This window comes from Methylobacterium oryzae (genome assembly GCF_021398735.1).
Lineage (GTDB): Bacteria > Pseudomonadota > Alphaproteobacteria > Rhizobiales > Beijerinckiaceae > Methylobacterium.
In genome coordinates this window covers 4722176-4739916 of the sequence record NZ_CP090349.1, presented here as the reverse complement: position 1 = coordinate 4739916, position 17741 = coordinate 4722176, and the positions used below count along the sequence as shown (strand labels likewise).

Sequence of the window (17741 nt, the reverse complement as noted above, 5' to 3'; positions counted from 1 at the left end):
CTCACGCCTCGATCTCCCGGACGGCGCGCTGGGCCCGCTCGACCGCGCCCGAATCCTGCAGCCATAGGCCGCTCTCCAGGCCGACGAACTCCGCACCCGTCGCGGCGAGCGGCGCGATCTCGTCGGCGGCGGCGGCCACCGCGATGCAGGGCGTCTCGAAGATCTCGGCCCACCACGCGGCGCGGGCCCGGACCGTCTCCGCCTCGGGCGCGACGCCGTCCGGGTAGAGGCCGCCGAACATCAGGTAGTCGATGCCGGCCTCGCCGGCCTCCATCGCGCCGTGCTTGGTCTCGAGGCCGCCCGCGCCGAGAATGCGGCCGTCCCGGAGCCGGCCGCGCAGGTCCTTCAAGTCGCGCGGCTTGTCAACGTGGATGCCGTCGGCCCCGCCGCGGATCGCCACCGTGGCGAGGTCACCGGCGAAGCCCGGGCAGGCGACGACCAGCGCCGCGCCGCGCTCCTGCACAATCGGGGCGACCGACTTGACGCGGGCCGTCAGCCCGCGCTCGTCGGTGGCGGCGAGCCGCAGGATCACGGCGGCGACATCGCCGGCTTCGCAGGCGGCCTTCAGGACCGTCACGAAGTCCGCGATGCCCTCCGCGTCGAGACCGTGCGGTCCGAGCAGGGCGAGGCGGGCGCTGTTGCTCATCGCGGCCGACAATCCGCGCCCTACTGCGGGCCGATCTTCGGGTCGAGGGCGCCGCTGGCGTAGCGCTTGGCCATCTCGGCGACGGAGATCGGGCGGAGCTTCGAGCCTTTCCCGGCGGTGTTGAACTCCTCGAAGCGCTGCTTGCAGAGCTTCGTCATCGCCTCCATGGCGGGCTTCAGGTACTTGCGCGGATCGAACTCGGAGGGGTTCTCGGTGAGCACCTTCCGGATCTGGCCGGTCATCGCCATGCGGTTATCGGTGTCGATGTTGATCTTGCGCACACCGTGCTTGATGCCGCGCTGGATCTCCTCGACCGGGACGCCCCAGGTCGGCTTCATCTGGCCGCCGTACTGGTTGATGATGTCCTGTAGGTCCTGCGGCACCGAGGAGGAACCGTGCATGACGAGGTGGGTCGTCGGCAGGCGGCGGTGAATCTCCTCGATCACGTTCATCGCCAGCACCTCGCCGTCGGGCTTGCGGGTGAACTTGTAGGCGCCGTGGCTCGTGCCCATGGCGACCGCCAGCGCGTCCACCTTGGTCGCCTCGACGAACTTCACCGCCTCGTCCGGGTCGGTCAGGAGCTGGTCGTGGCTGAGGGTGCCCTCGGCGCCGTGGCCGTCCTCGGCCTCGCCCTGGCCGCTCTCCAGCGAGCCGAGCACGCCCAGCTCGCCCTCGACCGAGACGCCGGCCCAATGGGCCATCTTGGTGACGTTGCGGGTGATCTCGACGTTGTAGTTGTAATCGGCCGGGGTCTTGCCGTCGGCCTTCAGCGAGCCGTCCATCATCACCGAGGTGAAGCCGTACTGAATGGCGGTGGCGCAGGTGGCTTCGTTGTTGCCGTGGTCGAGATGCATGCAGACCGGGATGTGCGGGTAGATCTCGACGAGGCCGTCGATCAGCTTCGCGAGCACGACGTCGTTGGCGTACGCGCGGGCGCCGCGGCTCGCCTGGAGGATCACCGGCGAGTCGGTGGCGTCGGCGGCCGCCATGATGGCGAGCCCCTGCTCCATGTTGTTCAGGTTGAAGGCGGGCACGCCGTACTCGTACTCAGCGGCGTGATCGAGGAGCTGCCGGAGGGTGATGCGTGCCATCGTGCGTGTCTTCCCGTTTCCCGTTTCGTCGTCCGCCCGATCGCTGGAGTTGCCGTCAGGCCCTCAGCTGAGCTGTATCGTGTCGCTCTGCCGAGTGCCTTGCTTTCGGTCAATCTCCGACGCGGCGCAGGGCATTCTTTCGGCGGATGATCGGCACCCGGACCGGTTCTCCAGGGCTACGACGGCCTCCGCGATCGCGCTGACACGCGCGTCGAAGCCGCCCGCCATAGCCGGCATCGCCACGCGCCCGGATGCCCTTCAGGATCTCGAAGGTCGCGTTCGCCACGTCGTCACCGATCGACTCGGCCCCCCAGCCGATGGAGGCCGGTACCGTAGATAGGGCTCGGTCGAAGGGGGAGGAGAGCAAGGCGGCCGTCTCAGCCCTTCGCCCGCAGCGCCTCGACGCCCGGGAGGGCCTTGCCTTCCAGCCACTCGAGGAAGGCACCGCCGGCGGTCGAGACGTAGGTGAAGTCCTGCGCCACGCCGGCGTGGTTGAGTGCGGCCACCGTGTCGCCGCCGCCCGCCACCGAGACGAGCTGGCCGGCCTCGGTCCGGGACGCCGCGTGCTTGGCGGCGGCCACGGTCGCGGCGTCGAACGGGGCGAGCTCGAAGGCGCCCAGCGGGCCGTTCCACACCAGGGTCTTTGCCCCGTCGATGGCGGCGTTGATCTCGGCGACCGAGCGCGGACCGGCGTCGAGGATCATGCTCGCGTCCGGCACGGCATCGACCGGCACGGTCTCGTGCGGGGCCTGCGCCTTGAATTCGGTCGCGGCGACGGCATCGACCGGCAGGATGATCCGGCAGCCGGCCTTCTCGGCCGCCGCCAGGATGCGCGTGGCGGTCTCTGCGAGATCCTTCTCGCAGAGGGACTTGCCCACCGCCTTGCCCTGCGCGTGCAGGAAGGTGTTGGCCATGCCGCCGCCGATCACCAGCATGTCGACCTTGGCGACGAGGTTCTCGAGGAGGTCGATCTTTGAGGAGACCTTGGCACCGCCGACCAGCGCGATCACCGGGCGCTGGGGCGATTCCAGGCCCTTGGTCAGCGCGTCGAGTTCGGCCTGCATCTCGCGGCCCGCGTAGGCCGGCAGCCGGTGCGCCAGACCCTCGGTGGAGGCGTGCGCGCGGTGAGCCGCCGAGAAGGCCTCGTTGACGTAGACGTCGCCGTTCGCCGCCAGGGCGTCCGCGAAGGCCGCGTCGTTCTTCTCCTCGCCCGCGTGGTAGCGGGTGTTCTCGAGCAGGAGGACATCGCCGTCCTTCAGGGCCGCCACCGCCTGCGCGGCCGCGTCGCCGACGCAGTCCGCCGCGAACGCGACGCTGCGCCCGAGGGCCGCGCCGAGGGCGGGGACCACCGGCTCCAGCGAATCCTTCGGCTCGCGCTTGCCCTTCGGGCGGCCGAAATGGGCGAGCAGGATCACCTTGGCACCCTGCTCGGCGACCTCGCGGATCGTCGGCGCGACACGCTCGATGCGGGTCGCGTCGGTCACCCGCCCGTTCTCCATGGGCACGTTCAGGTCGACGCGCATGAGGACCCGCTTGCCCTTGAGGGAGCCGGCATCGTCGAGGGTGCGGAAGGCGCTCATGCGGTCTGGTGCGGTCCTGTTCGGGGCGGGGCGGTTACTGCGCGGTGGTGCCGATGGTGGCCCGCTGCGGCAGCAGGCGGTCGAGGTTGAGCCGCTGGACGGCGACCATCAGGACCACGGTCAGGATGGCGGTGATCACGGCGGTGAGGACGAGGGCGCCGGTCCCGGGCAGGCGCCGGGTGCGCTCGGCGAGGCCGCGCATCTCCGTGCGGAGCGCGGCGAGGTCGGACTGGCGGGCGGACTCGTTCATCCGGTTCGCCGCGTTCTCGACCTTGTCCTCGACGCGGGACAGCAGCGCCTCGGAGCGGGCGTACTTGTCCTCGATGCGCGAGCACTTGTCCTCGATGCGCGCGAGCTGATCGAAGAGCTGGTTGGCCGGGAGCGCGTGGGACGGGAGCGCGGAGGCGGCGGGCGCGGCGGTCGCCACGGGAGGTGGTGCGGTCTGGGTGGTGGGCGGCGGCGGAGCCGGCCTGGGGGCGGGCGGCACGGCAGCCGGCCCGCTCGACGTGCCCTGCGAAGCGTCGGTCATCCCTGGAGAGTCCCTGGTTCGAAGAAAGGCCGTCCGAAGAGAGGTGCGGCCGCCGGCCTCAAGGGAGGCGGCGACCGCTGAAGTCCGGCTCAGATGAGCTTGGCCATCGCCACGGCCGTGTCGGCCATGCGGTTCGAGAAGCCCCACTCGTTGTCGTACCAGGTCAGGATGCGCACCAGCACGCCGTCCATGACCTTGGTCTGGTCGAGGTGGAAGGTCGACGAGTGCGGATCGTGGTTGAAGTCGATCGAGACGTTCGGCCGGTCGGTGACGCCGAGGACGCCCTTGAGTGGGCCGGAGGCGGCCGCCTTGATGGCGTCGTTGATCTCCTGGACCGTGGTCGCGCGCTTGGCCGTGAACACGAGGTCGACCGCCGAGACGTTCGGGGTCGGCACGCGGATCGCGGTGCCGTCGAGCTTGCCCTTGAGCTCCGGGAGCACGAGGCCGACGGCCTTGGCCGCGCCGGTCGAGGTCGGGATCATCGAGAGCGCCGCGGCGCGGGCCCGGTACAGATCCTTGTGCATCTGGTCCAGCGAGGGCTGGTCGTTGGTGTAGGAGTGGATCGTGGTCATGAAGCCGCGCTCGATGCCGACGGCCTCGTCCAGCACCTTCGCCACCGGGGCGAGGCAGTTCGTGGTGCAGGAGGCGTTCGACACCACGTGGTGCTCGCCCGTGAGCTTGTCGTGATTGACGCCGTAGACCACCGTCAGGTCGGCGCCGTCGGCCGGGGCCGAGACGAGAACGCGCTTGGCGCCGGCGTCGAGATGGGCCTTCGCCTTGTCCTTCGAGGTGAAGATGCCGGTGCATTCCAGGGCGATGTCGACGCCGAGGTCGCGGTGCGGCAGCTCGGCCGGGTTGCGCACGGCCGTGACCTTGATGCGCTTGCCGTTGACCACGAGGAACTCGCCGTCGACCGCGACCTCGCCGGGGAAGCGGCCGTGCACGGAATCGTAGCGGAGCAGGTGGGCGTTGGTCTCCACCGGGCCGAGATCGTTGATCGCCACGACCTCGATGTCGCTGCGGCCGGCTTCCGCGATCGCGCGCAGGACGTTGCGGCCGATGCGCCCGAACCCGTTGATGGCAACCTTCGTCACGGCGTGACTCCTTCCTGATGCGGCTCGCCGCGCCGGACCTCAGGGGGGCGGTCCGCGGAGCGGTCTCGGCGGCCCGCCATACCGTCCGGGCCGGGCCGGGCGGGATCTGGGCGGGCGGGTTTGAACCTGCGATGAACCGGACCGGGAGAGGCCGGGCTTCCACGCCCGTGACCGTCAATTCGGACGGTGCTGGCTGAGGCCTCGGAACTGTCGCGGACCGGCCCTCCGGCATGTCTCGCGCGGTCCCTCTCGGGATCGCGCGGCTGTCTAGCATGGAGCCTCGACCTGTCAAACGCGTGGCTGTGACAAAGACCTTCGATCCACCGACCAATAAACAGGGATCGCGACGATCCATTCGATCAGCGACCGGATCGGGGATCGAACGCGTTTTCGCGCTGGAATTTCGCCTGCATTCGACGGAAAGCTTCGCGTCGGGATAGACGAAGAACCATGGCCGACGAGACCGAGACCCGTTCCATCGACGACGCCCTCAACCGGCTCGAAGCGGCGATCAACCGCCTCGACGCCGTCGTCCAGCATCACCTCGAGACCGACGCGCAGCCCGACGACCGGGACGCGGAACTCGCCCTGATGGACGAGGACCGGGCCCGGCTCGCCGCCGCCCTGGACGCGGCGAGCGCCCGCCTCGCCACGGTCTCGGCGACGACCGGGGAGGTCGGCCACCGGCTCGACCGGGCCATCGAGACCGTTCAGGATGTGCTCGGACGCGCCTGACGCCACCGCTCAAGCCTGTCGGAGCGACCACCGGAGCGATCCTTGCCGCAGATCAACGTGACCATCGACGGCCGCAGCTACCGCATGGCCTGCGGCGAGGGTGAGGAGGCGCATCTCACCGGTCTCGCTGCCCTCCTCGACGGGCGCATCGGCGAGATGCGCAAGAGCTTCGGCGAGATCGGCGACATGCGCCTGCAGGTCATGGCGGCGCTGACCATCGCCGACGAACTCACGGAGCTGCGGTCGCGGATCGCGTCGCTGGAGAGCAGCGTCGCGGAGCTGCGCGCTGCCGCCGAGACCGCCGAGCGTGGGCGGGTCGACGATGCCGAGCGGGCGGCGTTCGGGATCGGCCGGGCGGCCGAGCATATCGGGCGGCTCGCCGACGCCCTCGGCGGATCGGCGCCGCGGGCCTGACCCTCTTCGCGCGGGCGGACAGCGCGAGGTCCGACGTCCCCAAGAAGCCGTGGCAGGCCGCGCGCGACGCTCCTAGAGGGGCGCTGCGTCGAACCGGGTCCGCGCCGCCCGGATCGCGCCGTGACGCTCCTCCGCCCATTGCACGAGGCGCGCCAGCGGCTCGAGCAAGGCGGCCCCGAGATCCGTGAGCCGGTACTCGACGCTGGGCGGCTTCGTCGGGAACACCGTCCGCGCGACGAAACCGTCCCGCTCCAGGTCCCGGAGCGTCTGCGTCAGCATCCGCTTCGAGATGTCGGGCAGCGTCCGGAGGAGGGCGCTGAACCGGTGCGGCCCGTCGGCCAGGGCGATGAGGAGCAGCATCGACCACTTGTCGCCGACCCGATCCAGCACGTCCCGCACCGGGCACGCCGCCGGATCGAGGGTGCCGGCCTGCCAGGCCGCGTACTTGGCCGCCAGCTCGGCGCGGGCGAGCGGCACCGCGGTTTCCTTCGAGTAACCTGGTCCCAAAATCCTGCCTCCTTCACCGCGCTGACGGTCTCATCTAGTGACCTTGCTCCGATATTGAACCATGAGGAGCCAGCATGAGCTCGACCAGTCAGCCGACCTACTTCGTGACCGGCGCCACGGGCCAACTCGGCCGCCAAGTCGTCGCGGCGCTTCTGCATCGCGTACCGGCCAGCGCGGTGATGGCCGGCGCGCGCGACACCGAGGGCGAGGCTGCACGGAGCCTGCGAAGCCTCGGCGTCGCGGTCCGACGGGCCGACTACGCGGACCCGACGAGCCTGGACGCGGCGCTCGAGGGCATCCAGCGTCTCCTGCTGATCTCGTCCAGCGAGATCGGCCGGCGCGTGGCGCAGCATCGCAACGTCATCGACAGCGCCAAGCGGGTCGGTGCCGGCCTGATCGCTTACACGAGTGTTTTGCGCGCCGACACGTCGGCCCTCGCCCTGGCCGAGGAGCATCGTCGGACCGAGCATCTGCTCGAAGCCTCCGGCGTGCCGTTCGTGGTGTTGCGCAACGGCTGGTACACGGAGAACTACGCCGCCGGCATCGCGCCGGCGCTCGCCCATGGGGCCGTCCTCGGCTGCGCGGGCGACGCGCGGATCGCTTCGGCGGCGCGGGCGGATTACGCCGCGGCGGCGGCGGCGGTTCTCACCGGCGACGGGCAGGGCGGCCGCGTCTACGAGCTGGCGGGCGACGAGGCCTACACGCTGACCGAGTTCGCCGCGGCGATCGCTGCGGCCGCCGGCAAGCCGGTCACGTACCGCGATCTGCCGCAGGCCGAATACCGCGCGGCGCTGGTCGGCGCCGGGATGCCGGCGGACTTCGCGGCGCTGCTCGCCGACTCGGACGCGGCCGCGGCCCGCGGCGCCCTCAACGACGACACGCGTCAGCTGAGCGCGCTGATCGGCAGGCCGACGACGCCCTACCGGTCCACGGTGCGCGACGCCGTCGCGCGGCTCTGAACCCGCGCCGGCCCGTCACTCCGTCTCGGCGATGTAGCGCCCCAGCGCCGCCGCGGCCCTGAGCATGTGGGCGCGCATGCGACGGGCGGCCGTCTCGCCGTCCCCCTCTGCGATGGCCGACAGGATCTCGCCGTGCTCCTCCCGCGAGCGGCGGATCCGGTCGGCGTGGCGGAGCTGCGTGCGCCGGAACGCGGCCAGCCGCTCGCGGATCGCCAGGGCCTGCTCGGCCATGAAGCCGTTGTGCGTCGCCGTGTAGAGTGCCTCGTGGAAGGCGCGGTTGAATCGGTCGTAGGCGTCGACGTCGCCCGCCTCGACCGCCTTGGCGGATTCCTCGTGGAGCTCCATCAGCTCCCCGCGCTCGAGGGGCGTCATCCGGTAGGTGGCCAGCCGGGCGCACATCGCCTCGATCTCGGCGGTCGTCTCGAACATGTCGGCGATCCGCTGCGGCGTCAGGCGCGCCACCACCACGCCCCGCCGGGGCCGGATCTCCACGAGGCCCGAGGCCGCGAGCTGGCGCAGCGCCTCACGGACGGGCGTGCGCGATGCGCCGTAGCGATCGGCGAGGTTCTGCTCGTCGAGGGCCGTACCGGCCGCGATCGTCCCCGACGCGATGGCGTCGGTGAGCGCGTCGCGGATCCGGTCCGAGAGCAGCCCGCTGTCGATCTTCTGGAAGTCGCCGTGCATCCGCCGTTCCTCGATCGTCCCCTGAGCGGCGCCTGCCCGTCCTCGGGAAGACGATGCGGGACCATACCCTAATCCGCGCGTGCGGATCCGCTGTTCGGCCGGGAAGCCGGTGAGCCGACGCGTCAGCCGACCAGGGCCCGCACCGTCAGGAACAGGATCGACGGTCCGACGAGGCAACCGATGCCGGTGTGGAACGTCGCCGTCAGTGCGCCGTAGGGGACGAGCTTCGGATCCGTCGCCGCGAGGCCCCCGGCGACTCCGCTGACCGTACCCATCAGGCCGCCATACGCCATGGCCGAGCGCGGGTTGTCGAGGCCGATCAGCCGGGCGACCAGGGGCGTTCCGACCATCACCATCACCGCCTTGGTCACTCCGGTGGCGATGGACAGCGCCATCACGGTGGAATCCGCGCCGATCGCCGCGCCGGTGACGGGCCCGACGATGTAGGTGATCGCCCCGGCGCCGATCGTCGTGATCGAGACCGCGTCGTGATAGCCGAAAGCCACGGCGGTCAGGGTGCCGACGATGAACGGCAGGATCGTGCCCAGCGCCAGCGCCAGGACACCCAGCAGGCCCGCGCGCCGCGCCTCGATCACGTCCACCTCGAAGGCGGTGGCGACGATGGCGAAGTCGCGCAGCATCGCCCCGCCCATGAGGCCGATCCCGGCGAGCGCCGGGATGTCGGCGAGGCCCTTCTTCCCGCCCGTGTAGAGCCCGCCGACATAGGCGAGCACCAGACCGAGCACGATCGCGATCGCGGAGCCGTGGACCCGGCCGTTGGTCAGGTGCTTGGCGGCGAAGTTCGAGACCAGGATCAGCGCGCCGACCACCGCGAAGGCGGCCACGAGGCTCTGCTCGACGAAGACGTGCTCGATGCCGTGCCAGATGTCGGGTCCCATGGCGATCATCCCTTCCTGGCGATGGGGTCGGCGTCGCCGTCGATCACGGATCCGCCGTGCTCGACGGGGCCGCCGCCGGGATCGCGCCGGCCGATCCGGCTCAGCAGGGCGACCGCGCCGAAGCACAGGACCAGGGAGCCGGTCGCGGCGATCAGCACGATCGGGCCGCCGCTCACGGCGGCGACGACGTTCTGCTGGGCCGCCATGGCGACCACGATCGGGATGTACATCCCCGCCCAGAACTCGACGCCGAACTGAACGCCCTTCGTCAGGCGGCCCCGGCGGGACAGCCACAGGCGCGCGGCGATGAGCAGGATCATGGCGATGCCGACGCCGCCGACATTGGCCTTCACGCCGAGGGCCAGGCCGAGGAGATCGCCGAGATACACGCCGACCAGCGTGCAGGCGGCGAGCAGGGCGACACCGAGGACGATCATCGGCGTTGCCCCTTCCAGGAAGCGGCTCTTCCGGCCGCATCCGACGGCCGTATGGACGCGTGCGACATAGCGCGTTGCCCTCCCGGATCGGCCTCGGGGGCCGTTGGTGAAAGTATGCAAGATATTGACAGGTGCGCAATCCCGTATACGAAACTGTGATAGAGAAGGGTTTGAGAATACCAGAGCGCCCGCTATATGACGTTCGGTACACCGGTGGGAGCACGCGGATGGGCGAGTGGCGCGGTGAGAGGCAGGCGCGCGACGCGCGGATCGCGGCGGGGCGCGCCCATGCGGACGGCAAGGTCGTGCCGGCCGGAGCCGTGGTCGACCTCCTGGAGGCCATCCTGCGGCCCGGCGACCGTGTCTGCCTCGAGGGCGACAACCAGAAGCAGGCCGACTGCCTCGCCCGCGGCCTGAGCGCCTGCGATCCCGGGAAGGTCCACGACCTGCACATGGTCCAGTCGGGAATCGTGCTGCCCGAGCACCTCGACGTGTTCGAGACCGGGATCGCGAAGCGGCTCGACTACTCGTATTCGGGCCCGCAGGGCGCCCGCATCGCCAAGATGCTCTACGGCGGCCAGATCGAGCTCGGGGCGGTGCACACCTACCTGGAGCTGTTCGCCCGCTACTTCGTCGACCTGACGCCCAACGTGGCGCTGATCGCCGGCGTCTCGGCCGACCGGAACGGCAACCTGTATACGGGGCCGAACACCGAGGACACGCCGACCGTCGTGGAGGCGACCGCCTTCAAGAACGGCGTCGTGGTCGCGCAGGTCAACGAGATCGTCGACGCGGTCCCGCGAGTCGACATCCCGGGCGACCGGATCGACTTCGTGGTCGAGGCCGACAGGCCCTTCTACGTGGAGCCGCTCTTCACCCGCGACCCGGCGGCGATGACCGAGACGCAGATCCTGATCGCCATGATGGCGATCAAGGGCATCTACGCGGAGTACGGCATCAAGCGGCTCAACCACGGCATCGGGTTCGGCACGGCCGCGATCGAGCTGCTGCTGCCGACCTACGGCGAGAAGCTCGGCCTCAAGGGCAAGATCGCCACGCACTGGGCGCTGAATCCGCACCCGACCCTGATCCCGGCGATCGAGTCCGGATGGGTCAAGCAGGTTCACTGCTTCGGCTCCGAGGTCGGGATGGACCGCTACATCCGCGAGCGGCCGGACGTCTTCTTCACCGGCGCCGACGGGAGCCTGCGCTCGAACCGGGCCTTCTGCCAGACCGCCGGCCTCTACGCCTGCGACATGTTCATCGGCGCGACCCTGCAGATCGACCTGATGGGCCATTCCTCGACCATCACCCAGTCGCGGGTGGCGGGCTTCGGCGGGGCGCCCAACATGGGGTCGGACCCGCACGGACGACGCCACCCCTCCGACGCCTGGATGAAGGCCGGCCGCGAGGGCCAGATCGTCGGCGATCCGGCACTGATGCGCGGGCGCAAGCTCGTCGTGCAGCTCGTCGAGACCTTCGGCGACAAGCTGGTGCCGACCTTCGTGGAGAAGCTCGACGCCCTCGAACTGGCCAAAAAGATCGGCCTCGAGCTGGCGCCGGTCATGATCTATGCGGACGACGTCACTCACATCGTCACCGAGGAAGGCATCGCCAACCTCCTGCTCTGCCGCGACGCCGACGAGCGCGAGCAGGCGATCCGGGGCGTGGCCGGCTACACCGAGGTCGGTCGCGGTCGAGACCGGGCGAAGGTCGAGGAGCTGCGCGCCCGGGGCGTCATCCGACGCCCGGAGGATCTGGGCATCGAGCCGCTCGACGCCGACCGCGCACTGCTCGCCGCGAAGTCGATCAAGGATCTCGTGCACTGGTCCGGCGGGCTCTACGAGCCGCCCGCCCGCTTCCGGAACTGGTAGCGTCGCGCGATGACGTATCCGCACCCGAGGAGCCGGCGATGGAATCCCTGACCTTCCGCCACACCACCAGGAAGCCGCTGGCCGGCTCGGCGCCGAGTGCGATCACCGGCGTCGTCGCCTCCGGCAACCTGGAGATCCTGCTGGAGCGGGTGCTGCCGCCGGATGCCTGCGAGGTGGCCATCGAGACCCCGATCGCCGGCTACGGCGACGTCTGGGAGGCGGTGGTGGCCGATTTCGTTGCCCGGGCGCAGCCGGGCGGCCTCCGCATCAGCATCAACGACGGCGGCGCTCGCCCCGACACCGTGTCGCTGCGCCTGCTCCAGGGCGCGCGGCTGATGGAGGCCTGACCATGGCTGCCGACCGCGCCGCGCGCTTCGATCCGGACGCCCTGAGCTGGTACGAGGCCACCGCCCGCCAGCGCGTGCTGGCGCTCACCGATCCGGGAAGCTTCCGCGAGTTCCTGCCGCCAACCGAGCGGCGGATGAGCCCGCACCTGCCGCTCTTCGACCTGCCCCGCGCCTTCGACGACGGTATCGTGGTCGGGAGCGCGCGCCTCGACGGCGACCCGGTCCTGGTCGCCGCCCAGGAGGGCCGCTTCATGGGCGGCGCCTTCGGCGAGGTGCACGGCGGCAAGCTGGTCGGCCTGCTCCGCGCGGCCCTGGAGCTGAAGCCGAAGGCGGTCCTTATCTTGTTCGACACCGGCGGCGTCCGCCTTCAGGAGGCCAATGCCGGCGAGACGGCCATCGCCGAGACCATGCGGGCCATCGTCGACGTCCGCGCGGCCGGCATCCCGGTCGTCGGGCTGATCGGCGGGCGGGCCGGCTGCTACGGCGGCGGCGGCCTCATCGCCGGCACCTGCTCGCGGCTCGCCGTGTCGGAGAGCGGGCGCATCTCGGTCTCCGGCCCCGAGGTGATCGAGACCAACAAGGGCGCCGAGGAGTTCGATTCCCGCGACCGCGCTCTGGTCTGGCGGACCATGGGTGGCAAGCACCGTCGTCTGATCGGGGGCGCCGACGCCTTCTGCGCCGACACGGTCGCGGCCTTCCGCGCGGCCGCCCGCGACCTCGTCGGCCGAGCGCCGGCCTTCGATCTGGCGACCCTGGACGCCGAGCAGGCGCGCCTGAAGGCCCGGATCGAGCGATTCGGCGATTGCCGCGACGCCACCGAGGTCTGGGCGCGCCTCGGCGTGAACGATCCCGACGCGGTGCCGGCGATGGACACGCCCGCCTTCGACGAGACCGTGGCCCGGAGCCCGGAGGCCGACCATGACGCTCGCTGAGATCCTCGCCTCCCTGTTCCCGCGAGGACACGCGGTGGCGGTGCGCGACGGCCTCGTGACCGGGACCGGCCCCTTCGCGGACGGCCGGATGCACGTGGTCGGCGTCGACGGCGACACGCCCCTGGGCGTCGACGGGGCGCTGGTCCTGTCGCGCGCCGTGCTCGACGCCGTCCGGGTTGGCGACCGCGCGCCGATCCTCGTGGCGGTGGATTCCGACAGCCAGCGCATGAGCCGCCGCGACGAGTTGCTGGGTCTCAACGAGTGCCTCGCGCATCTCGCCAAGGCGCTGCTCCTCGCGGACCGGGCGGGCCATCCGACGATCGGGTTGATCTATGGCCACTCGGCCGCCGGCGCCTTCATCGCCACGGCCCTCGCGACGCGGGTCCTCGCGGCCCTGCCCGGGGCGAACCCGAGCGTGATGGACCTGCCGTCCGTCGCCCGGGTGACCAAGCTGCCGCTCGACACGCTGAAGGACATGGCGAAGTCGACGCCCGTCTTCGCGCCCGGCCTCGACAACATGGTGGCGACCGGCGCCGTCCACGTGGTTCTAAACCCGGACCTGTCCCTGGAGGGCCAGATCCGCGCGGTGATCGATACCCTGCCGGCGGAGGATATCCGCGACCGGCTGGGCGCCGAGCGAGGCGGTCGCCCGGTCGCCCGCACCGTCGCGGCGGCCGTGGCCGACCAAGCCCGTCTTGGCTGAGCCGTTCCGACGCCACGACCTCGTCCGGGTCGATCCGGCGGCCTGGGCGGCGTGGCGCGCGGACCGGCCCGACCTCGGCGCCGTCCCCCATCTCGACGGCTGGGCCGCTGCGGGCCGGCCGCTGATCGTCCGCCGCCGCGTCCCCGGAGAGACCGGCGACGCGGTGCCGCTCGGCCTGCCGCTGCCGCCCGCGGACGGCAAGCGGCGGATCGGGCTAGCGCTGCCGGCATCGGCGCTGGCGCCCGCACCGGTGGTGACCCTCGCCCAGGCCGCCACTCGCGCGCCGGCGGCCTGGGGCCCGAGCCTCGACGCCCTGACGGCGCTCGGCCGGCGGCACGGCCTCGTGCCGCGCCCCTTCGGCAGCCTGCTCTGGCAGGCGGTCACCGGCCTAACCTACCTGAGCGCCAGCTCCGATCTCGACCTGCTCTGGCCGTGCCCACCACCGGTGCCGGTCAACCTTCTCGACGGCATCGCCGCCGCGGCGGAGACGGCGCCGATGGGCATCGACGGCGAGATCCAGTTGCCGGACGGCGCCGACCTGCACTGGCGCGAGCTGCGCGACGCGCCGGAGGACGGCTCGGTGCTCGCCAAGAGCCTGGACCGGCTGGTCCTGCGGCCGGTCGCGGGCCTGAGGGGCGCGCCCCCGGCATGACCCTCGCGATCCTCCTCTCCGGCCAGGGCGGCCAGCACCCGGCGATGTTCGACCTGACGGCCGATCATCCAGCCGCCCAGGACGTGTTCGCGGCCGCCAGACCGCTCCTCGACGGCGCCGACCCGCGCGACCTGGCGCGCGCCGGCGGCGACACCCTGACCGCCAATCGGACCGGCCAGATCCTGTGCTGCGTCGCCGCCCTGGCGGCGTGGCGGGCCCTGGTCGGGGCGATGCCGGACCGGTCGATCGTGGCCGGGTACAGCATCGGCGATCTCGCCGCCTGGGGCGTGGCCGGACGCCTCGATCCTGCGGACGTCCTCGCCCTGGCCGCGCGGCGCGCGGAGGCCATGGATGCCGCCTCCGGCGCGGGGTTCGGGCTGGCGGGCGTCCGCGGCCTGAGCCTCGACAGGCTCGCGGATCTCGCGGCGCGCCACGGCTGTCACCTCGCCATCCGCAACGCGGCCGACAGCGGCGTCGTCGGCGGTCCGCGCGCGGCGCTGGAGGTGCTGTGCCGGGAGGCGACCGGCGCGGGCGCGCAGCGCGCCGTGGTCCTGCCCGTTCACACGCCGTCGCACACGCCCCTGCTCGACGCCGCGACGGTCGCATTCCGGGACGCGCTCGCCGCGGTGCCGCCGCGCCGCCCGCCGCCCGGAGCGCCCCGGCTGCTCAGCGGGCTGGACGGGAGCACGGTGTTTCGGGATGCCGAGGGTCGCGGGAAGCTGGCCCTCCAGATCTCGCGCACGATCGACTGGGCCGCCTGCCTGGAGGCGTGCCGCGAGTACGGCGCGGACCGCGTCCTCGAGCTCGGGCCGGGCCACGCCCTCGCCACCATGGCCCGGGCCGCCCTCCCGGCGGCGCGCGTCCACGCCGTCGAGGAATTCCGCTCGCTCGACGGCGTGGCGGACTGGCTCGCGCGACCTTAGCCGTGCCGCACTGGGGTCGCATGACCATTGCAGATGGCTGTCGAGTTGCGACGCTAGTCTGGCGATGTGCCGCTCCGGCTCCGCTTGCTTGGCGCAATACTGATGTCGACACATCGCCTTGACGCGCGGCCCGTTGCGGTCGTAGCAGCCGGGCATCTTCGGGACGGGACGGGTTCATGACGGCCAAGCGAGCGCTGATCACGGGTGTGACGGGCCAGGACGGCGCGTATCTGGCGCAGCTGCTCCTGCAGAAGGGCTACGCCGTCACCGGCATCGTGCGGCGCTCCAGCCACGCCGGAGTCTTCGACCACCGGTTGAAGTGGCTCGGCATCACCGACGACGTCGAGCTGGTCGACGGCAACCTGCTCGACCAGTCCGCCCTGCTGCGCATCGTCCAGGCCACGAAGCCCGACGAGATCTACAACCTCGCCGCCCAGTCGTTCGTGACCTCGTCCTGGCAGCAGCCGCTGCTCACCGGGCAGGTGACCGGCCTCGGCGCGGTGCACATGCTGGAATGCCTGCGCTCGGCGGCGCCCCAGGCGCGCTACTACCAGGCCTCGACCTCGGAGATGTTCGGCCTGATCCAGGAGGCCAAGCAGAGCGAGTCGACGCCGTTCTACCCGCGTTCGCCCTACGGCGTGGCCAAGCTGTACGCGCACTGGATGACCATCAACTACCGCGAGAGCTTCGGGCTGCACGCGTCGAACGGCATCCTGTTCAACCACGAGAGCCCGCTGCGCGGCGTCGAGTTCGTCACCCGCAAGGTCACCGACGCGGTGGCGCGGATCAAGCTCGGGAAGCAGAAGGAGCTGCGGTTGGGCAACATCGACGCCAAGCGCGACTGGGGCCACGCCCGGGACTACGTGCAGGCGATGTGGCTGATGCTGCAGCAGGACCGCCCGGACGATTACGTGATCGCCACCGGCCGGACCACGACCGTGCGGGACATGTGCGAGATCGCGTTCAAGCATGTCGGCCTGAAGGTGGACGACCACCTGATCGTCGACCCGGCGCTGTTCCGGCCGGCGGAGGTCGAGGTGCTGCTGGGCAACCCCGCCAAGGCCAAGGCGACGTTCGGCTGGGAGGCCGAGACCAGCCTCGAGGCGCTGATCACCGAGATGGTCGACGCCGACATCAAGCGCCTCAGCGCCAACGCCTGAGCCGTCGGGCTCGCCGCGAGCGGGCTCCGGATCCATATGGCGCGCATCCCCGGACGGAGAGGCGCGCCGTGAAGACCTACCAGCTCTACATCGACGGCCAGTCCGTCGATCCGGTCGAGGGCTCGTGGTTCGAGTCCATCGACCCCTATCGCGGCGAGCCCTGGGCGCGGATCCCGCGCGCTGGGCGCGCCGACGTCGACCGGGCGGTAGCCGCGGCCAAGCGCGCCATGTGGGACGGACCCTGGGCGATCATGACGGCCTCGGCCCGCGGCAAGGTCCTGCGCCGGATCGGCGATCTCGTCGAGCGCGAGGCCAAGGCGCTGGCCGAGATCGAGGTCCGCGACAACGGCAAGCTCTTCGCCGAGATGTACGGCCAGACCCGCTACCAGCCGGAATGGTGGTGGTACTACGCGGGGCTCGCCGACAAGGTCGAGGGCGCGCAGGTGCCGATCGACAAGCCCGAGACCTTCGCGTTCACCCGGCACGAGCCCGTAGGCGTGGTCGGGGCGCTGACGGCGTGGAACTCGCCGCTCCTGTTCGTCGCCTGGAAATGCGCGCCCGCGCTCGCGGCGGGCTGCGCGGTCGTGGTGAAGCCGTCCGAGTTCGCCTCCGCGAGCACGCTGGAATTCGCCCGCCTGACCAAGGAGGCCGGGCTGCCCGACGGCATGTTCAACGTCGTCACCGGCTACGGCGGCGAGGCCGGCACCGCCATCGTCGAGCATCCCGACGTCGCCAAGATCACCTTCACGGGCTCGGACGTCACCGGCGCGAAAGTCTACGAGGCCGCCGCCCGGCAGATCAAGCGCGTCTCCCTGGAGCTAGGCGGGAAATCGCCCAACATCGTCTTCGCCGATGCCGACCTGAAGGCCGCCGCCGCGGGGGCGATCTCGGGCATCTTCGCGGCCACCGGGCAGACCTGCATCGCCGGCTCGCGCCTGCTGGTGCAGAACAGCATCCGCCAGGAATTCACCGAGCGCCTGATCGAGCTGGCCCGCACCGCCAAGCTCGGCGACCCGATGCAGGCCGACACCAATATCGGGCCGATCACGACGCCGCCCCAGTACACGAAGGTGCTCGACTACATCGCGCTCGCCAAGAGCGAGGGCGCGCGCTGCGTCTTCGGCGGCAACCCCGCCTCCGGACCCGGCGTGCTCGGCGGCCAGTTCGTCGAGCCGACGATCTTCACGGGCGTCACCAACGACATGCGCATCGCCCAGGAGGAGGTGTTCGGCCCGGTGCTGTCGATCATCGGCTTCGAGGACGAGGCCGAGGCGCTGAGGGTCGGCAACGACGTGATCTACGGGCTCGCGGCGGGTGTCTGGACCCAGGATATCGGCCGCGCGATGCGCATGTCGAAGGGTCTGCGGGCCGGCACCGTCTGGGTGAACACTTACCGGGCGGTGAGCTACATGATGCCGTTCGGCGGCATGAAGCGCTCGGGCATCGGCCGCGAGAGCGGCATCGAGTCGATCCGCGAGTACCTGGAGACCAAGAGCGTCTGGATCTCCACGAGCCGCGACGCCCCGGAGAACCCCTTCGTCATGCGCTGAGCCCGCGGGCCGCGCCGCGATCCGT

At 71.3% G+C, this 17741-nt stretch carries 20 protein-coding genes; 11 read left to right on the top strand and 9 right to left on the bottom strand.

From position 1 onward, the window contains the following. Position 1 precedes the first annotated feature (1 nt). The 5 genes from LXM90_RS22580 to gap form a co-directional block, all read right to left on the bottom strand. Positions 2 to 646, bottom strand: coding sequence for a thiamine phosphate synthase (locus LXM90_RS22580; protein WP_020091525.1), 645 nt, complete (start codon positions 644 to 646; stop codon positions 2 to 4). Between the two features lie 20 nt (positions 647 to 666). Next, on the bottom strand, positions 667 to 1737 hold the full coding sequence (gene fba / locus LXM90_RS22575; protein ID WP_020091526.1) for a class II fructose-bisphosphate aldolase: 1071 nt from the start codon (positions 1735 to 1737) through the stop codon (positions 667 to 669). A gap of 377 nt (positions 1738 to 2114) precedes the next feature. Further along, on the bottom strand, positions 2115 to 3317 hold the full coding sequence (locus LXM90_RS22570) for a phosphoglycerate kinase (RefSeq protein WP_020091528.1): 1203 nt from the start codon (positions 3315 to 3317) through the stop codon (positions 2115 to 2117). A 34-nt stretch (positions 3318 to 3351) separates the two neighbouring features. Next, complete coding sequence (locus tag LXM90_RS22565; RefSeq protein ID WP_026604681.1) at positions 3352 to 3846, bottom strand: hypothetical protein; 495 nt, start codon at positions 3844 to 3846, stop codon at positions 3352 to 3354. An 89-nt stretch (positions 3847 to 3935) separates the two neighbouring features. After that, positions 3936 to 4940, bottom strand: a complete 1005-nt coding sequence (gene gap / locus LXM90_RS22560) for a type I glyceraldehyde-3-phosphate dehydrogenase (RefSeq protein WP_012317185.1) — start codon at positions 4938 to 4940, stop codon at positions 3936 to 3938. Positions 4941 to 5390: 450 nt separating this feature from the next. Here gap and LXM90_RS22555 point away from each other — a divergent pair, with 450 nt between their 5' ends. Beyond that, positions 5391 to 5675: a DUF4164 family protein gene (locus LXM90_RS22555; protein ID WP_020091530.1), complete on the top strand. Its 285-nt coding sequence runs from the start codon at positions 5391 to 5393 to the stop codon at positions 5673 to 5675. A gap of 42 nt (positions 5676 to 5717) precedes the next feature. Next, a complete protein-coding gene (locus tag LXM90_RS22550; RefSeq protein ID WP_234081059.1) occupies positions 5718 to 6089 on the top strand; it encodes a cell division protein ZapA in 372 nt (123 codons plus the stop codon). Between the two features lie 72 nt (positions 6090 to 6161). On the opposite strand, the gene LXM90_RS22545 is transcribed toward LXM90_RS22550, so the two are convergent. Further along, the gene (locus LXM90_RS22545; protein ID WP_026604682.1) at positions 6162 to 6596 is read right to left on the bottom strand and encodes a winged helix-turn-helix transcriptional regulator; all 435 of its coding nucleotides are present in this window, start codon (positions 6594 to 6596) and stop codon (positions 6162 to 6164) included. A 74-nt stretch (positions 6597 to 6670) separates the two neighbouring features. Between LXM90_RS22545 and LXM90_RS22540 the strand changes: the two genes are divergently transcribed. Then, a complete protein-coding gene (locus LXM90_RS22540) occupies positions 6671 to 7555 on the top strand; it encodes an NmrA family NAD(P)-binding protein (RefSeq protein WP_020091533.1) in 885 nt (294 codons plus the stop codon). Between the two features lie 15 nt (positions 7556 to 7570). Here LXM90_RS22540 and LXM90_RS22535 read toward each other — a convergent pair whose 3' ends face one another. From LXM90_RS22535 to madL, 3 genes are all read right to left on the bottom strand, one after another. Then, positions 7571 to 8239 (bottom strand): GntR family transcriptional regulator, encoded by a 669-nt coding sequence (locus LXM90_RS22535; RefSeq protein WP_020091534.1) that lies wholly within the window; start codon positions 8237 to 8239, stop codon positions 7571 to 7573. A gap of 122 nt (positions 8240 to 8361) precedes the next feature. Further along, positions 8362 to 9126, bottom strand: coding sequence for a malonate transporter subunit MadM (gene madM / locus LXM90_RS22530; protein ID WP_026604683.1), 765 nt, complete (start codon positions 9124 to 9126; stop codon positions 8362 to 8364). 17 nt (positions 9127 to 9143) lie between these two features. Further along, the gene (gene madL / locus LXM90_RS22525; RefSeq protein WP_042671878.1) at positions 9144 to 9575 is read right to left on the bottom strand and encodes a malonate transporter subunit MadL; all 432 of its coding nucleotides are present in this window, start codon (positions 9573 to 9575) and stop codon (positions 9144 to 9146) included. A 227-nt stretch (positions 9576 to 9802) separates the two neighbouring features. Here madL and mdcA point away from each other — a divergent pair, with 227 nt between their 5' ends. The 8 genes from mdcA (at position 9803) to LXM90_RS22485 (ending at position 17716) form a co-directional block, all read left to right on the top strand. Beyond that, positions 9803 to 11449: a malonate decarboxylase subunit alpha gene (gene mdcA, locus LXM90_RS22520; RefSeq protein WP_020091537.1), complete on the top strand. Its 1647-nt coding sequence runs from the start codon at positions 9803 to 9805 to the stop codon at positions 11447 to 11449. A 38-nt stretch (positions 11450 to 11487) separates the two neighbouring features. After that, positions 11488 to 11796: a malonate decarboxylase acyl carrier protein gene (gene mdcC, locus LXM90_RS22515; RefSeq protein ID WP_042671880.1), complete on the top strand. Its 309-nt coding sequence runs from the start codon at positions 11488 to 11490 to the stop codon at positions 11794 to 11796. A 2-nt stretch (positions 11797 to 11798) separates the two neighbouring features. Then, the gene (locus LXM90_RS22510) at positions 11799 to 12728 is read left to right on the top strand and encodes a biotin-independent malonate decarboxylase subunit beta (RefSeq protein ID WP_020091539.1); all 930 of its coding nucleotides are present in this window, start codon (positions 11799 to 11801) and stop codon (positions 12726 to 12728) included. Next, positions 12715 to 13431 carry a biotin-independent malonate decarboxylase subunit gamma gene (gene mdcE / locus LXM90_RS22505; protein ID WP_020091540.1) on the top strand — a complete coding sequence of 239 codons (717 nt, stop codon included), beginning with the start codon at positions 12715 to 12717 and terminating at the stop codon, positions 13429 to 13431. The genes LXM90_RS22510 and mdcE overlap by 14 nt, the downstream gene beginning before the upstream one ends. Then, on the top strand, positions 13424 to 14083 hold the full coding sequence (gene mdcG / locus LXM90_RS22500) for a malonate decarboxylase holo-[acyl-carrier-protein] synthase (RefSeq protein WP_020091541.1): 660 nt from the start codon (positions 13424 to 13426) through the stop codon (positions 14081 to 14083). The genes mdcE and mdcG overlap by 8 nt, the downstream gene beginning before the upstream one ends. Then, the gene (locus LXM90_RS22495; RefSeq protein ID WP_020091542.1) at positions 14080 to 15006 is read left to right on the top strand and encodes an acyltransferase domain-containing protein; all 927 of its coding nucleotides are present in this window, start codon (positions 14080 to 14082) and stop codon (positions 15004 to 15006) included. The genes mdcG and LXM90_RS22495 overlap by 4 nt, the downstream gene beginning before the upstream one ends. 176 nt (positions 15007 to 15182) lie before the next feature. Then, positions 15183 to 16166 carry a GDP-mannose 4,6-dehydratase gene (gene gmd, locus LXM90_RS22490; protein WP_020091543.1) on the top strand — a complete coding sequence of 328 codons (984 nt, stop codon included), beginning with the start codon at positions 15183 to 15185 and terminating at the stop codon, positions 16164 to 16166. Positions 16167 to 16234: 68 nt separating this feature from the next. Next, complete coding sequence (locus LXM90_RS22485) at positions 16235 to 17716, top strand: aldehyde dehydrogenase (RefSeq protein WP_020091544.1); 1482 nt, start codon at positions 16235 to 16237, stop codon at positions 17714 to 17716. Positions 17717 to 17741 lie beyond the last annotated feature (25 nt).

Excerpts from the sequence above, each read along its gene's own strand:
- LXM90_RS22580 (WP_020091525.1), bottom strand. The coding sequence starts at position 646 with ATGAGCAACAGCGCCCGCCTCGCCCTGCTCGGACCGCACGGTCTCGAC.
- fba (WP_020091526.1), bottom strand. The coding sequence starts at position 1,737 with ATGGCACGCATCACCCTCCGGCAGCTCCTCGATCACGCCGCTGAGTAC.
- LXM90_RS22570 (WP_020091528.1), bottom strand. The coding sequence starts at position 3,317 with ATGAGCGCCTTCCGCACCCTCGACGATGCCGGCTCCCTCAAGGGCAAG.
- LXM90_RS22565 (WP_026604681.1), bottom strand. The coding sequence starts at position 3,846 with ATGACCGACGCTTCGCAGGGCACGTCGAGCGGGCCGGCTGCCGTGCCG.
- LXM90_RS22555 (WP_020091530.1), top strand. The coding sequence starts at position 5,391 with ATGGCCGACGAGACCGAGACCCGTTCCATCGACGACGCCCTCAACCGG.
- LXM90_RS22540 (WP_020091533.1), top strand. The coding sequence starts at position 6,671 with ATGAGCTCGACCAGTCAGCCGACCTACTTCGTGACCGGCGCCACGGGC.
- LXM90_RS22535 (WP_020091534.1), bottom strand. The coding sequence starts at position 8,239 with ATGCACGGCGACTTCCAGAAGATCGACAGCGGGCTGCTCTCGGACCGG.
- madL (WP_042671878.1), bottom strand. The coding sequence starts at position 9,575 with ATGATCGTCCTCGGTGTCGCCCTGCTCGCCGCCTGCACGCTGGTCGGC.
- mdcA (WP_020091537.1), top strand. The coding sequence starts at position 9,803 with ATGGGCGAGTGGCGCGGTGAGAGGCAGGCGCGCGACGCGCGGATCGCG.
- mdcC (WP_042671880.1), top strand. The coding sequence starts at position 11,488 with ATGGAATCCCTGACCTTCCGCCACACCACCAGGAAGCCGCTGGCCGGC.
- LXM90_RS22510 (WP_020091539.1), top strand. The coding sequence starts at position 11,799 with ATGGCTGCCGACCGCGCCGCGCGCTTCGATCCGGACGCCCTGAGCTGG.
- mdcE (WP_020091540.1), top strand. The coding sequence starts at position 12,715 with ATGACGCTCGCTGAGATCCTCGCCTCCCTGTTCCCGCGAGGACACGCG.
- LXM90_RS22495 (WP_020091542.1), top strand. The coding sequence starts at position 14,080 with ATGACCCTCGCGATCCTCCTCTCCGGCCAGGGCGGCCAGCACCCGGCG.
- gmd (WP_020091543.1), top strand. The coding sequence starts at position 15,183 with ATGACGGCCAAGCGAGCGCTGATCACGGGTGTGACGGGCCAGGACGGC.